The sequence below is a fragment of the Flavobacterium limicola genome (assembly GCF_003634755.1).
GTDB classification, from domain to species: Bacteria; Bacteroidota; Bacteroidia; order Flavobacteriales; family Flavobacteriaceae; genus Flavobacterium; species Flavobacterium limicola.
Genome location: NZ_RBXA01000002.1, coordinates 506,302 through 522,768 on the forward strand (window position 1 = coordinate 506,302; position 16,467 = coordinate 522,768).

Sequence of the window (16,467 nt, forward strand, 5' to 3'; positions counted from 1 at the left end):
ATAATGAATCAGACTTTTATTGGATAACGAATAACATTTGAATAATTAGTACCATTTTATTGATGAACTTATTTAAATCATTAATTTCAACTAAATGCGAAAATAAAAAGACGGAAAAAATTAAGGTGTATTTTGTTAATATTCAGCATCTTTCTAAAAATGGGACAAATGGTATGAATTCCCAAAAATCATTTTTTTTTTGTAAAAAAAAAGACAAAAAAAAACTTCTCAATTTCTTGAGAAGTTTTGTGGGCGATGAGGGGTTCGAACCCCCGACCCCCTCGGTGTAAACGAGGTGCTCTGAACCAGCTGAGCTAATCGCCCTTAACAATAAAGTCATTTTCATTTCCTTATTGCGAGTACAAATATACGGCTAGAAATCGTATCTGCAAGCAAAATAGTAAAAAAAATCAATAAAATATTGACTCTATTTGCTTTCACACTCTATCATAGCACTTTATGTTTCTCATGAATAGCTTCTATTTTTTTGTATTGATTCGTTATAGTCTTACATTTGCGCTATAAACAAAAGATAATGGCCAGGTTCAAAGAAAACGATTTACCAAAATCAAAAATTACTGCAACTTCACTCCAAAAAGCAACTGTAATATTTCAATATGCAGGAAATCACCGTTGGAAATTTTATGTAGGTTTAATTTTTTTATTATTTACAGGAGCCACTGCTCTTGCCTTTCCTAAATTAATGGGAATGCTTATCGATTGTGTAAAAAATAAAGACAACTCTCAGGCAAACATGATTGCGGGAGGTTTGATTATAATCTTATTTCTGCAATCGATTTTTTCGTTTTTTAGATTGTATTTATTTGTCAATTTCACTGAAAATACCTTAGCCAATCTTAGAGTATCACTCTACAGTAATTTGGTAAAATTACCCATGTCCTTCTTCTCGCAAAAACGTGTTGGAGAATTAAATAGCCGAATCAGTTCTGACATAACCCAAATACAAGATACTTTAACATCAACTATAGCCGAATTCCTAAGACAATTTATTCTAATTATTGGTGGCGTCCTTTTATTGGCAAACGAAAGTATCAAACTGACATTATTGATGTTATCTGTAGTTCCGCTTGTGGCAGTTGCTGCTGTTATTTTTGGGCGGTTTATTAGGAAATATTCAAAAAATGTTCAGGATAAAGTTGCCGAAAGTCAAGTAGTTGTTGAAGAAACCATGCAAGGAATCAGTATTGTCAAGGCTTTCGCCAATGAGTGGTACGAAATTGCTCGTTACAACGGAAAAATAAAGGAAGTTGTCAAAATAGCTATTAAAGGTGGTAAATACCGAGGGTACTTTGCTTCATTCATAATTTTTTGCCTTTTTGGAGCCATTGTAGCCGTAGTTTGGTACGGCGTTCGATTGAGCATCAGCGGCGAAATGAGCGTAGGACAATTAATTTCTTTTGTGTTGTATTCTACATTTGTAGGAGCTTCTTTTGGAGGAATCGCTGAACTTTATGCCCAAATTCAAAAAGCGATTGGTGCAACTGAACGTGTTTTTGAATTATTGGATGAAACACCTGAAAAAATTAATTCAGTTCAGGACGTTTCGGAAACACAAAAGATAAAAGGAAATGTCACTTTCAAAAATGTAGCGTTCAGTTACCATTCGAGAAAAGAAATCAAAGTGTTGAAAGATGTTAGTTTTACGGCCAACTTTGGTCAAAAAATAGCAATTGTAGGTCCAAGCGGAACTGGAAAATCAACTATCGCTTCCCTATTATTACGCTTTTATAATATTGATGAAGGAGAAATATTAGTTGATGGAAAAAATATTTATGATTTTGATTTAGAAAGCCTTCGTGGAAACATGAGTATTGTGCCGCAGGATGTGATATTATTTGGCGGAACCATCAGAGAAAATATTGCTTATGGAAAACCAAATGCCACCGAGGAAGAAATTATTACCGCTTCAAAACAAGCTAATGCGTATAATTTTATTGAAAGTTTTCCTGAGAAATTTGAAACAATTGTGGGAGAAAGAGGAATTAAACTTTCCGGAGGACAAAGACAACGTATTGCCATTGCCAGAGCATTATTGAAAAACCCAAGTATTTTAATTTTAGATGAAGCCACTTCATCATTAGACAGTGAGAGCGAAAAACTGGTTCAGGAAGCTTTAGAAATTTTGATGCAAGGAAGAACCAGTATTATAATTGCACACCGTCTTTCAACAATTCGTAGTGCTGATCAAATTTTAGTTTTGGATAAAGGAAAAATTACAGAACAAGGAACACATCAAGAATTAATAGCTTTAGAAAATGGTATTTATAAAAATTTAAGTAATTTACAATTCAGCAATTCTTAAATTTTATTGTTCATTTTTACATAAAAAAAACTCCATTCAGCTTATTGAATGGAGTTTTTTTTTATGGACTTAAATGTTACTGAATACTAAAAACTGAACATTGAGGACTTTATTTCCCTTTTCTTCTTTTACGTTCTGCTTTTATCATCTCTAATTCACGACTCGTTTGCCCCGCTACTGAAGTATTTTCTTCAGCACGACGAATCAAATATGGCATCACATCTTTAACAGGACCAAAAGGCAAATATTTTGCTACATTATACCCATTAGCAGCCAGATTATAGCTGATGTTATCACTCATGCCGTACAATTGACCAAACCAGATTCTGTCATCGTTTGTTTTAATTCCTTTTTGTTGCATCAATTCCATCAAAGTATAGGTGCTGGATTCGTTGTGCGTTCCTGCAAAAATTGACATGTTTTCTAAATGGTTAACCATATAAAGAACTGCTGCATCATAATTTTCATCTGTAGCTTCTTTTGAAGCACATATTGGCGATGAATACCCTTTTTCTTCGGCACGAACAACTTCTTTTTCCATGTATGCACCACGAACTAATTTCATTCCTATAAAGAATCCGTCTTTTTTGGCTTGCTCATGTAATTTTTTCAAGTAATCCAAACGATCCCAACGGTACATTTGCAACGTATTGAAAACAATTGTTTTTTCTTTGTTGTATTTGCGCATCATTTCGGTGACTAAATCATCCGCTGCATCTTGCATCCAACTTTCTTCACCATCAATCAAAAGAGCAACATTTTTAGAATGCGCATCTTTACAAACTAAATCAAAACGGGCTACTACTCTATTCCATTCCGCTTGTTCTTCTGGAGTTAATGTTTGTTTTTCACCCAATTTCTCATACAATTCAAAACGACCAAAACCGGTTGGTTTAAAAACTGCAAAAGGAATCGCTTGACGTTCTTTGGCAAATTCGATTGTTTTTAAAGTCATTTCAAGCGCAGCATCAAACTGATCTTCCTCTTCTTTTCCTTCTACAGAATAATCCAAAACCGATGAAACACCTTTAGTATACATTTTATCAACCACTGAAAGACAATCTACTTCATTTACACCTCCGCAAAAATGGTCAAAAACAGTAGCGCGAATCAAACCCTCAACAGGAAGATTAGCCTTTAAAGCAAAATTTGTAACCGCAGTTCCAATGCGAACTAGTGGCTGATTAGCAATCATTTTGAAAAGAAAATAAGCTCTATCAAGTTCCGTATCACTTTTTAATGAAAAGGCTACTTGCGTATTATTGAATATTTTTTCCATTATTTGTTAAATTTTTGTACAAATATAATATAGAGTTTTGAATATTATTTTAAAAAACTAGTATTAAAAAATGAAAATGGCATTTTAAATCATGTTAAAAATAATCATCTCAAAAATTCAGATAAATAAATTTTCGATTTTTTTACCTTTTTATAGAAAGAATACGAGAGTTTTTGATGGTTTGTAAACAAAATGTGCAAACATGGGATCATTCCTTTTTATTAGATATCTGACAATAATAGGATCTCAATCAAATTAACATTTAGCAAATACAAAACTCCGAACGATTATTATTAAATTTTCGCATTTTGAAAAAACTATCTTTAATTAAAATAAATAATCTATAGATTTGCTTTGAAGTAATAACAAATTAAAAAAAATGAAACAACAAATTAATGCGAGTATTAATCTGAACTCAGAAGTAGTATCTCAAAATAATGTATATTATGATTTTATGTCATTGTTATTTTTTGCTTGTTACTTATTAATGGATTTTTTACCTGATTTTAAGAGTATTGAAATTATCGGAACACAATACTTTTATATCTCAATTTTAAATTTGATTATTGCTCTTTTTATATTTAAAAACCCTAGTTTTTTAAATCAAAGTTTCATTTTAATTTTAAAAAAAAGCCATCTTCTTAAAATTTATATTTTATTCCTTCTCTTAAGTGGAATTTCATTTTTCTCAACTAAAAATATATCGTTAACTGTCGTAAGCTATATCGAAATATTGGTTGTTTTTATTATGTTTCTAAACTTGTTTGCTATTCTATATAATAGATTACACTTAATCTTTAGAATTTCTATTATTATAGGTATCAGTGTCATACTTCAAACTGTAATTGAACTTAGTGATATATTAAAAGATTCAGGATTTGTCATTAATGCACTAGCCAATCTTAAGGGAAATACCGGAAATGTAAATATATTTGCAGCTAGTTTAAATATAAAAATTCCTTTTCTTTTAATAGGGGCCATCTATTATTCAAATTGGAAAAAATGGTTTTTAATTTCCTCCTTATTTTTAGCAACATTTACCATTTTTTTAATTAGTGCGAGGGCAGCATATTTGGGATTGTTTTTTGAAATAATACTATTTATCATATTTTATTTAAAACTATATTCTATAAAAAAAGAAACAGTTCTCAATGTTGTATACCTGCTAATTCCAATGTTGTTAGCTTTTCTGTTAGCGAATATTCTGTTTTCCTTCAATAAAGGTTCAGGAAGATATGAATCTGTTGGTAGTAGAGTTGTTCAAATTGTTAATACCAATGAAGCGTCAGTAAGTGCCAGATTAACATATTGGGATAATGCACTAAATATAATAAACAAATTTCCTGTTACTGGAGTTGGTTTAGGAAATTGGAAAATAGAAAGCATACCTTATGAAAAAACAACAATTGATGAGGCATATGTTTCTTCACATGCTCACAATGATTTTTTGGAAATAGCGGCAGAGACCGGTATTTTTAATGGATTAGTTTATTTGTCATTATTTATAATTGTATTTTTTATAAACATGAAAACGATTTTAAATAAAAGTGATTCAAATAACAAGATTATAGCACTTTTAGCCTTATTAATTTTAACTGGATACTTCATAGATGCCTTTTTTAATTTCCCTCTGTACAGACCTACAATGCAACTTGGTTTTGTTTTGGTTTTAGCATTAACTATAGCAAATACTATAAAAATTGATGGGATGGTTAGTACTAGAGAAAGTAGTGGATTTTCAGTTGGCATTATCATAATTTGTTTAATTACCATTTATATTACCTTTCTAACTCTAAAAGCATATCAGTTAGAATATGCAATCAAATACAATAAAAAGGAAGGTCAAACATCAGATGACATATTGCGAAATTTACCTCAATTACCAAATGTAGGAATCTATTCAGAACCTTTTTATGAGCATTTAGCAATTGCCTATTTTAGTGAAGAAAAGTATGAAAATGCAAAAAAATACTTTTATTTATCCAACAAAATAAATCCTTATTTAGGTGTATCAAATTGGTATTTGCATAAAATTGAAAAAATAAATGGAAATTTTGACACCGCTTACGAATATATAAAAACAGCTTTTTATTCCAGACCGCGAACAACTAATTTTTATTTAGATGCCCTTAGGATGGCATCTATAAAAAAAGATACTTCAGAAATATTCAAAATTCACGAATTATTCACCAAATACAGAAGTATGCCCAGTAACTGGAAGAATACCGCCTCTGCTTTATCAATATCTAAATACGATAATAATAAAATAATTGCTTTTGTCAACAAAGGTTTAAAAATATATCCTATCGATACTACTCTTTTGAATAGAAAAACAAGATTAATAAAACGTAAAGAATCTACCAGCATAAATAACATATTTATTGATGGACTCCCCGCAGAATCTGCCGCTAAAATAAATTATATGTTAGAAGCAAAAAAAATGGGTGATGCACAGCAATTTGAAAAAGCAATTGTATTATACAATAAAGCATTTAAGGAAAATCCAGAAAAAGTAGTAATTTTGCAGGATATAGCGGTTTGTTATTACCGTCTCGACAACCCTCAAATTGCAATAAATTATTTAAAAAAAATAGAAAATAATCCAAGCTTAAATGATGGTAAAACAGAATATTTATTATCTGGATGCTATTTCAAAATAAAGGATAAAACAAATGGATGCAATTATTTAAATATCGCTTTTAACAAAAAATACCCTAACACAGAACAACTACTAAATCAACTCTGCAAATAACTACAAAAAACAAAATGCAATCAATTCAAGCCAATAGTTACCCAATACATTTCAACGAAAAAGGATACGAAGCATTAAACCTTCATTTAAAAGAAAATAAATACTCCAACCTATTTATAATTGTAGACAGCAATACTAATGAGTTTTGCTTACCTAATTTTCTACAGTATCTGGAAACTGATCTTACTATTGAAATTATAGAATTTGATGCTGGTGAAGAAAATAAAAATATTGAGACTTGCGTCCAAATCTGGAATGTACTAACGGAACTCGGTGCCGATAGAAAAACTCTTGTAATCAATTTAGGAGGTGGTGTTGTTACTGACTTAGGCGGATTTATTGCTTCAACATTCAAGCGTGGAGTCGATTTTATTCACGTTCCTACTACGCTACTATCAATGGTTGATGCATCTGTAGGAGGTAAAAACGGAGTTGATTTAGGAAATTTAAAAAACCAAATTGGGGTTATAAATGTTCCATTAATGGTACTTATAGACACCCAATATCTTGAAACGGTGCCTCAAAATGAAATGCGTTCCGGTCTTGCCGAAATGTTGAAACACGGTTTGATATATGATAAGAAATATTGGGAGCAATTTTTAGATTTAAAATCTATAGATTTTGCTGATTTTGATGCATTGATTTTCCGTTCGGTTGAAATAAAAAATGAAATTGTACTTCAAGATCCTACGGAGAAAAATATCCGAAAAGCATTAAATTTTGGTCATACATTAGGCCACGCCATTGAAAGCTACTTTTTGGAAAATGAAAATAAGACTACTTTACTGCACGGTGAAGCAATCGCTGTTGGAATGATATTAGAAAGTTTTATTTCATTGGATAAAAAACTTATCAATAAAGAAGAATATTCTGAAATAAAAAATTGTGTCAAGTCTATATATGACGACATCATGTTTGAGGAAAAGGATATTGAACCTATCTTGGAATTACTGATTCACGACAAAAAAAATGAGTACGGTAACATTCAGTTTGCATTAATTGAAGGTATCGGAAAAATAAAAATCAATCAATCAGTTGAAAATGAATTAATTCTTAGAGCTTTTAAGGATTATAAATCTTAATTATTTTTTATAAAAAGCATTGCATTGCGTATATAATATTTTTTACATTTGCACCAATGAAAAAAAGTCAAAACAAGCCAAATTATAGTTCTAATAAAGCCCGAAACAATATGTCTTTTCTGAGAATATTGAAGCGGTTTTATTCTATTAAAGGAAACTTTAGTTTTGATGTTTTCCAATACTTAAAAGCAGACCACGAGAAGCTTCAGATCGTATATGCAAATATTCGGGTTTGAATTATAGGTTCCTTTATTTTACAATATTCTAATCTATAATCACAAAATCTAATGAATACAAAATATTCTGATTTAATCAATCAAACCTACTATTTTCCCCAAGAAGAATTTACATTAAACAAAGATAATCTTCAGTTTCACAATATCGATTTGATGAAACTGGTAGAGCAATATGGTACGCCATTAAAATTTACGTATTTACCTCAAATTTCAAACAACATCAACAAAGCCAAAAGTTGGTTTCGTAAATCGATGGAAAAAAACAAATATGAGGCAAAATATTATTATTGTTATTGCACTAAAAGTTCTCATTTTGAATATATTATGAACGAGGCGTTCAAAAATAACATTCATATTGAAACATCATCTGCTTTTGACATTAATATAGTAGAAAACCTTTTGGTTAACGGTAAAATCAATAAAAGTACGTATGTAATTTGTAATGGTTTCAAAAGAGACCAATACATTGATAATATTGCGCGACTAATCAATAATGGTCATAAAAACACCATCCCAATTATTGATAATTACGAAGAATTAGACTTATTGCAAGGTCAGATAAAAAGTAAATTTAAAATTGGAATTCGTATTGCGGCTGAAGAGGAACCTAAATTTGAATTTTATACATCCCGTTTAGGAATTGGATATAAAAATATTGTTCCGTTTTACAAAAAGGAAATCAAGGAAAATAAGAAATTGGAACTGAAAATGTTGCACTTTTTTATCAATACGGGAATTAACGACAATGCCTATTACTGGAATGAATTAGTAAAATGTATCAAGGTTTACGTGGCATTAAAAAAAGAATGTCCTTCTCTTGACGGATTAAATATTGGTGGTGGTTTTCCAATAAAAAACTCACTGGCATTTGAATACGATTATCAATATATGATTGACGAAATCATCAATCAGATCAAAATAGCTTGTGATGAAGCCGAAGTTGATGTTCCTAATATTTTTACTGAATTTGGTTCCTATACTGTAGGAGAAAGTGGTGGAGCAATCTATCAGATTTTATATCAAAAACAACAAAATGACAGAGAAAAGTGGAATATGATTGATTCTTCTTTCATTACGACTTTGCCGGATACATGGGCAATCAACAAACGTTTTATCATGTTGGCAGTAAATCGCTGGAACGATACTTACGAGCGGGTTTTATTAGGAGGAATGACATGCGACAGCGACGATTATTACAACTCCGAACAAAACATGAATGCTATTTATTTGCCAAAATACAATAAAGAGAAACCATTGTACATCGGATTTTTCAACACCGGTGCTTATCAAGAAACCATTGGAGGCTACGGTGGTTTACACCACTGTTTGATTCCACAGCCTAAACATATATTAATAGACAGAGACGAAAACGGTATATTAGCCACTGAGGTTTTTTCAGAGCAACAAACCTCTGAAGACGTTTTGAAAATATTAGGTTACGACAAAAAATAAATTACCAACGATTCAATTATTCAATATAAAAATTCGTTAAATTTGAGATTATAATTTTAACGTTTTGATTTCTAAGTATTTAAATTTTAAAAAATGAGCAAAGGACCAATCAGTCAGTTTATAGAAAAGCATTATTTGCATTTCAACTCTGCATCTTTAGTTGACGCAGCTAAGGCATACGAAGAACAATTAGCCAATGGTGCAAAAATGATGGTGAGCATGGCTGGCGCTATGAGTACTGCCGAGATTGGAAAAATATTTTCTGAGATTATTCGTCAGGATAAAGTACATATTATTTCGTGTACTGGAGCAAATCTTGAGGAAGATATCATGAATTTAGTTGCTCATTCTCATTATGAAAGAGTTCCAAATTATCGTGATTTGACTCCGCAAGACGAATGGGATTTATTAGAAAGAGGTTTAAATCGTGTAACAGATACTTGTATTCCGGAACATGAAGCTTTCCGTCGTTTGCAAAAACATATTTACAAAATATGGAAAGATGCAGATGACAAAGGCGAAAGATATTTTCCGCATGAATTTATGTACAAAATGTTACTTTCAGGTGTTCTTGAAGAATATTATGAAATTGACTTAAAAGACAGTTGGATGTATGCAGCTGCTGAGAAAAATTTACCTATTATTGTACCGGGATGGGAAGACAGTACAATGGGAAATATATTTGCATCGTATGTAATTAAAGGAGATTTGAAAGCTTCTACAATGAAATCCGGTATCGAATATATGGTTTTCTTGTCAGACTGGTATCCGAAAAACAGTACTAATGGTGTAGGTTTCTTCCAAATTGGTGGGGGTATTGCAGGAGATTTTCCAATATGCGTAGTACCAATGTTGTACCAAGATATGGAAATGCATGACATTCCTTTCTGGAGCTATTTCTGCCAGATTTCAGATTCAACAACCAGTTATGGTTCGTATTCTGGAGCGGTGCCAAATGAAAAAATTACTTGGGGTAAATTAGACATTAAAACTCCTAAGTTTATTATTGAGTCAGATGCTACCATTGTAGCACCTTTAATTTTCGCTTATTTATTAGATCTATAGAATATTTTTATGAAAAGAGTAATTGTTGATTACGCAAAACTTACCAATGAAATTTTAAACCTATTGGTGGACAAATTTCCAGATGGTTATGATGATTCAAACATTATTAGTTTTAGAAACGCTAAAAATGAATTGGTTGAAGCAGTTGAAGTAAGAACTGAAGACACTATTTATTTAGTAAAAGTGAGCACTAAACTTGCTGATAGAATTGAAAATTATGATGAAGATGATGAAATCCTTATCGATGAAGTTGTTGAACCTATCAAAGGTCTTGATTTAGATGATGATATTGACGACGACGATGAAGACGATGCTATCGACAAACCAGATTCTGATTCAGGAGATGATGAGGATGACGAAGATGCTGATGAAAAAGATTTTTCAGATGAAGATGATGACGAAGATGAGGATTAATTAATCCTGTTTTAAATATACTTATAAAAAGGAACTCATTCACGAGTTCCTTTTTTTATAACTTTAGACTTCTAAATATACGCCAAAATGACTCAGCAAATTTTATATGCCAAACTCAAAGAAAACTTTGGTTTTGAAAAATTCAGACCCAACCAAGAGGAAATAATAAACTGTGTTCTCTCTGGACAAGACACATTGGCAATTATGCCTACAGGTGGTGGGAAATCAATTTGTTTTCAATTACCAGCATTACTTTTTCCCGGAATTACAATCGTAATTTCCCCGCTGATTGCTTTGATGAAAGATCAGGTCGATGGATTGAAAGCAAACGGAATTGAAGCCTGTTTTATTAACAGCAGTCAAACCGAAGACGAACGTCAATTTTATATCGAAAGCTTAAAATCGAATACAATTAAGCTTGTTTACATAGCTCCGGAAAGCTTGTCATTTTTGGACAATATTTTCAATAATTTGACCATAAGTCTTATCGCTATTGATGAAGCGCATTGCATTTCATCTTGGGGACATGACTTCCGACCAGCTTATACAAATCTTGGATATCTAAAAAACCGCTTCCCTTATACTCCAATATTAGCTTTAACTGCCACTGCCGATAAAGCTACACGTAAGGATATTAGCGAACAATTAAATCTTAAAAATCCAAAACTATTTGTAGCTTCATTTGATCGAAAAAATTTAAGTTTAGAAGTACGTCCCGCTTTGGACAGAGTTAAACAAATAATAGATTTCATCAAAGAAAAACCAAACGAATCTGGAATTGTATATTGCTTAAGCAGAAAAACAACAGAAGAACTGTCCGAAAAATTACAAAAAGTTGGCATTAGTGCTAAGGCTTATCACGCTGGTTTAGACAATAAAATCCGCTCAAAAACACAAGATGAATTTATCAATGATGATTGCAAAGTAGTATGTGCAACCATTGCTTTTGGGATGGGAATTGATAAATCAAATGTGCGTTGGGTGATTCACTACAATTTGCCGAAAAACATTGAAGGTTATTATCAGGAAATTGGTCGTGCAGGTCGAGATGGTTTACCATCAGAAACCGTATTGTTCGAAAGTTATGGTGATGTGATTCAATTGCAAAAATTTGCTTCTCAAGGTTTAAACGCCGAAGTACAACTGGCAAAACTGGAGCGAATGAAACAATATGCCGATGCGTTGAGTTGTCGCAGAAAGATATTGCTCTCCTATTTTGGTGAACTGGTTACAGAGAATTGTGGAAATTGCGATATCTGCAAAAATCCGCCGCTTTTTTTCGACGGAACCATAATTGCTCAAAAAGCATTATCGGCAATTATTCGGTTACAGGAAACCGAACCACTGCCTGTAATTATTGACTTTTTACGCGGTTCTAAAAATGCTTACATCTATGAAAAAGAATACCAAAACCTAAAAACGTATGGCGTTGGTGTTGATCTTTCATGGTATGACTGGAATCAATATTTGATACAATTGATAAATCTTGGGTACTGTGAGATTGCTTTTCATAAGCAAAATAAAATTCGACTTACTTCTTTAGCTAAAAAAGTATTGTTTGAAGGCGAAAAAGTACAACTGACGACGGTTCAGAAAATCAATATCGAGAAGCAAGAAATCAAAGAAACAAAAAGCAAATCAGTAGCAAATTCACTTTTTGAAACCTTGAGAAAATTGCGTTACGAAATTTCTAAAGAAGAGTCCGTTCCAGCTTATGTAATTTTCAGTGATGCGGCTTTGCGCCAAATGGAAACCGAAAGACCGATGAGTGATACCGAATTACTCGCAATTGATGGCGTTGGTAAAGCAAAATTGGAAAAATATGGCGATGCTTTTATAAAAGTTATTCAAGATTTCCAAAAAGCAAAAGGTACTAAAAAGAAAAAAGAAGCCACAACCTACAAAGAAACATTGGAACTTTTTAAAAATGGATTGACTGTTGAGGAAATTGCTCAAAAAAGAAAATTAGGATTAAGTACGATTATGTCCCATTTAGCGAAACTATATGTTGACGGAGCGGACATAGATTTAGAATCATTTATCTCAAAAGAAGAAGTTTCGCAAATTGCCGAAGCACAAATAATACTGGAATCACCAAATGCCTTGAAGCCCTATTTTGATTATTTTGAAGAAAAAATAGATTACGGAAAAATCCGATTGGCATTGGCAATATTAGAAAAAGAAAATGCAGTAATTTAAAACCTTAATATGATTAATTCATTTCCTCCTTTTGTAAATTCGCAAACAAAAATTTTAATTTTAGGTACAATGCCCGGAATTGCTTCATTGGAAAAGCAGGAATATTATGCACACAAAAGAAATCATTTCTGGAAAATAATGTACACGCTGCTGGATAATTTACCAATATCTGAAATCTTCGAAGAAAAAATACTATTACTCCAAACGAATAAAATTGGACTTTGGGATGTTTTAGAAAATTGCGAAAGAAAAGGAAGCTTGGACATCCATATCAAAAATCAAAAGGAAAATGATTTTGAAAGCTTGTTTAGAGAATTTCCAGAAATTACTACAATCATTTTTAATGGAAAAGAAAGTCATAAATACTTTCTGAAGAAATTTGGACAAATAAAAGGCATCACGTATTATGTGATGCCTTCTACAAGTCCTGCAAATACTATGTCATTTGAAAACAAGCTAAAAATCTGGTCAGCCGGTTTTCAATAAATTATAAATACCTTTCCTGAAAAACCTTTTGATGATGTTTTTGATGCCCAATCATAATAAAACCGATGGCACGAACGGATATAGCTGCATTCGAAGCAGTTCCAATTCTCTTTAATTGTTCTTCAGATAAACTTTTGAAAAGAAACAAATTCGAATGTCGCACGGCTGAAAATTCAGTTAGCAAATCTTGAATACTTCTATTGGTAGCTTGAGTATTATTTACATAATCATTTTCATCAAAACCTGGCAAAGACGTTTGGTCATTTCGGGAAATACGCAAGGCGCGATACGCAAAAATACGCTCGGTATCGATTACATGCTGAATAATTTCTTTGATATCCCACTTCCCTTCTGCATATCTATAATTAAATTTATCCATTGGGATATTTTGAACAAAACGGATAAAATCATGCAATGAAATTTCTAATTCTTCTATCAAATTTACGTCTCCCAAAGCGTTTACATAAGGAGCATAAAAAGGAGCATATTCATTTGTTGGCAATTGTGTTGACATCATTTTTTTTATCGTTTAAGCAGAGTTTCTACTAGCATTTGTATTTCCAAAAAGAGAACGAGTCACTATTTTTTCGTACACTTTTATTAACGCTTCATCTGGTTGAGACTCTTTGTTTAATTCATTTATTCGCAATAAAGCATATTGCTGTATTGTCAACAATGGCAATACAATACGCTCTCTTATTTGTATTGATGCTTTACCATCAGGATAATTTTCCATCAGTTCTTTATGACCAGCAATTTTCAAAAGCAATCGTTTTGTTTCTAAAAATTCGTCATAAATAATTTGCCAAAAAGCACCAAATTGTGGGTCTTTTTTCATGTAAGCTGTTAATGGGAAAAACGACTTGGCCAATGACATCATACTGTTTTCTAACAAGGTTTTAAAGAACAATGAATTATCATATAAGTCCTGGACTTTACTCCATTGATTTGTATCCTCAAAATGTTTTAGCGCCGTACCTACACCAAAAAATCCTGGTACATTTTGCTTCAATTGGCTCCAAGAACCCACAAAAGGAATCGCACGTAAATCAGCAAAATCTAAATGTTCTGATTTACTTCTTTTGGATGGTCGGCTTCCAATATTCGTTTTAGCGTAATATTTCAACGTACTCATTTGTTCTAAATAAGGAATAAATTTTGGATGGTTTTTGAAACTCAAATACTTTTCATAACCAAATCCTGCCAATTGATCCAATATATTTTTTTCGTCCAAGGTCAATTCATTTTGTCCTTTACTAAAAACCTGATTGGTCACACCAGCACTTAATAAATTCTCCAAGTTATAACGACAGGAATCTAAAGTTCCAAAATTAGAACTAATCGTTTGTCCTTGTACTGTAACCTGAATTTCATTGTTTTCAATATTTGGACCCAATGAAGCATAGAATTTATGTGTTTTTCCACCACCACGGGCTGGAGGTCCACCGCGACCGTCAAAGAAAATTGCTTTTACACCATATTTTCTGGAAATCGCAGTAAGTTCTTCTTTTGCCTTATAAATACTCCAATTCGCCATTAAATAGCCTCCATCTTTTGTTCCGTCAGAAAAACCAAGCATAATGGTTTGCTTATTATTTCTACCCAACAAATGCTTTGCATAAGCAGGATTTGTATATAATTTCTCCATGATTTCATGCGCATTTTGCAAATCATCAACCGATTCAAAAAGCGGAATAATATCAACTGTGGGATTTTCCCAATTACTCAAACGGAATAATGCGAAAGTTTCCATCACATTAAGTGCACTTTCATTATTACTTATTATGTATCGGTTTGCACCAAATTCACCATTATTTTCCTGAATTGTTTTAATCGCTTGAATGGATTCGATTGTCAAACGAGTCATCTCATTCGGAAAAACAGCCGCATTAAGATTTCCGCTTACATTCGATAAGACCTTTAGCTTATCTTCTTCTTTTAATTCAAAATAATTTTTCGGAAAAACATCAGGATCAGCTTTCAGATAAAATTCAACAACGTCATTAAAGACAGCATCATGAATTTTACTATTCTGACGAATATCTAAAGATGCAAAATGAAACCCAAATAAATTTACTTTTATCAAAAGCGCATCCAATTCATCTAAATATAACGATTGATGTTGGTCGATAATTATCTGTTTTATTTTACTCAATTGCGATTTAAATTCGTCAAGAGTAATGAAAATTTCTCCTTTGGAATAAAACACAGACCTATAAAGTTTTTGTTCCAGTTCAGTAACCAAAGTATCTACACCAGAGAAAGTTAGTTTTCTTTTTAAATCCCTCATTTCGATGTAATAACATTTCAAAATCGAAGTTCGCAAGCGTTCCGCTACTTTCAAAGTTATTTCGGTTGTTACAAATGGATTCCCATCACGATCACCACCGGGCCAAAAACCAAGTTTAATCAAAGGGTTTTTTATAGAGTTTCCGTTAAAAATATTTTTTTGAAGATAGTGCACCATCTCACCGGAAGTATGATAAAATACATTTTCAAGATACCAAATCAGACTTACTGCTTCATCGAAAGGATTAGGTTTTTCGTTTTGAATAAAAGGAGTTTTACCTAATTGAGCCAGTAATTGCTTAATGTCGAGTAGATTATTTTTTCGAATCGCTTCTGTTAAATCATTGATAATTCCAAGTACAGCACCAGGGTAAAACTGTGTCGGATGTGCAGTCAAAACCGTTCTAACATTGAAATCTTCCAGAAAATCAACCAATTCGTCTTCTTTATCTTTTGCATCTGATTTTTCCTTAATATCTCTCAACGATCCTCTTCCCTCCATATTATTAACAACCGGAAAAGCAGCATCTTCAATAGCATCAAACAAAACAATCTGACGTTCGATATATTGGATAAAACGAAACATGATATCAATTTTCTCTGCTTCCGAAGCATTGTGCAAATACCTTCCAGCAAAAAAATCCACAATCTCTTTTGGAGTTTCTTGTTTTTTGAATCCTGTATCGCAAATATCTGTAAACAAAGGCAGTAGAGCTCCCGTGTTATCTATAGATTGAAAAGGCAATGTAATAAATACACTATTGTAAATGTTGTATTTAGAGAGAACATCCTGGTTGAAACGTTCAATTTTAGGTAATGTGTACATAGTCTAGTTGTAGTTGGTTTAGTTAATTTCTCATAAAAAAACCCCAAGAATTAACTTGAGGTTA

The 16,467-nt window shown here is 32.1% G+C and carries 11 protein-coding genes and 1 tRNA gene; 8 read left to right on the forward strand and 4 right to left on the reverse strand.

Translation table 11 applies throughout. The annotated features are described in order from the left end of the window. Positions 1-249: 249 nt before the first annotated feature. Positions 250-324: transfer RNA gene (locus BC952_RS09660), tRNA-Val, on the reverse strand. Positions 325-535: 211 nt separating this feature from the next. Between BC952_RS09660 and BC952_RS09665 the strand changes: the two genes are divergently transcribed. After that, positions 536-2,323 carry an ABC transporter ATP-binding protein gene (locus tag BC952_RS09665; RefSeq protein ID WP_121365451.1) on the forward strand — a complete coding sequence of 596 codons (1,788 nt, stop codon included), beginning with the start codon at positions 536-538 and terminating at the stop codon, positions 2,321-2,323. A gap of 109 nt (positions 2,324-2,432) precedes the next feature. Here the strand turns inward: BC952_RS09665 and BC952_RS09670 are convergent, their stop codons facing one another. Then, positions 2,433-3,602, reverse strand: a complete 1,170-nt coding sequence (locus BC952_RS09670) for a proline dehydrogenase family protein (RefSeq protein ID WP_121365453.1) — start codon at positions 3,600-3,602, stop codon at positions 2,433-2,435. 379 nt (positions 3,603-3,981) lie between these two features. On the opposite strand from BC952_RS09670, the gene BC952_RS09675 reads away from it, so the two are divergent. From BC952_RS09675 to BC952_RS09710, 7 genes are all read left to right on the forward strand, one after another. Beyond that, on the forward strand, positions 3,982-6,354 hold the full coding sequence (locus BC952_RS09675; RefSeq protein WP_121365454.1) for an O-antigen ligase family protein: 2,373 nt from the start codon (positions 3,982-3,984) through the stop codon (positions 6,352-6,354). Between the two features lie 14 nt (positions 6,355-6,368). Next, positions 6,369-7,436, forward strand: a complete 1,068-nt coding sequence (gene aroB / locus BC952_RS09680) for a 3-dehydroquinate synthase (protein WP_121365456.1) — start codon at positions 6,369-6,371, stop codon at positions 7,434-7,436. 287 nt (positions 7,437-7,723) lie between these two features. Next, the gene (locus tag BC952_RS09690; protein WP_121365459.1) at positions 7,724-9,124 is read left to right on the forward strand and encodes a type III PLP-dependent enzyme domain-containing protein; all 1,401 of its coding nucleotides are present in this window, start codon (positions 7,724-7,726) and stop codon (positions 9,122-9,124) included. Between the two features lie 93 nt (positions 9,125-9,217). Next, positions 9,218-10,189, forward strand: coding sequence for a deoxyhypusine synthase family protein (locus tag BC952_RS09695; protein WP_073353127.1), 972 nt, complete (start codon positions 9,218-9,220; stop codon positions 10,187-10,189). A gap of 9 nt (positions 10,190-10,198) precedes the next feature. After that, positions 10,199-10,603: a DNA primase gene (locus BC952_RS09700; protein ID WP_121365460.1), complete on the forward strand. Its 405-nt coding sequence runs from the start codon at positions 10,199-10,201 to the stop codon at positions 10,601-10,603. Positions 10,604-10,690: 87 nt separating this feature from the next. Then, positions 10,691-12,802 carry a DNA helicase RecQ gene (recQ, locus tag BC952_RS09705; protein WP_121365462.1) on the forward strand — a complete coding sequence of 704 codons (2,112 nt, stop codon included), beginning with the start codon at positions 10,691-10,693 and terminating at the stop codon, positions 12,800-12,802. A gap of 9 nt (positions 12,803-12,811) precedes the next feature. Further along, positions 12,812-13,288, forward strand: a complete 477-nt coding sequence (locus BC952_RS09710; RefSeq protein ID WP_121365464.1) for a DNA-deoxyinosine glycosylase — start codon at positions 12,812-12,814, stop codon at positions 13,286-13,288. A 1-nt stretch (position 13,289) separates the two neighbouring features. Here BC952_RS09710 and BC952_RS09715 read toward each other — a convergent pair whose 3' ends face one another. Both BC952_RS09715 and BC952_RS09720 read right to left on the reverse strand, forming a co-directional pair. Further along, complete coding sequence (locus BC952_RS09715) at positions 13,290-13,805, reverse strand: DinB family protein (RefSeq protein WP_121365465.1); 516 nt, start codon at positions 13,803-13,805, stop codon at positions 13,290-13,292. A 12-nt stretch (positions 13,806-13,817) separates the two neighbouring features. Further along, positions 13,818-16,403 (reverse strand): phosphoenolpyruvate carboxylase, encoded by a 2,586-nt coding sequence (locus BC952_RS09720; RefSeq protein WP_121365466.1) that lies wholly within the window; start codon positions 16,401-16,403, stop codon positions 13,818-13,820. Positions 16,404-16,467 lie beyond the last annotated feature (64 nt).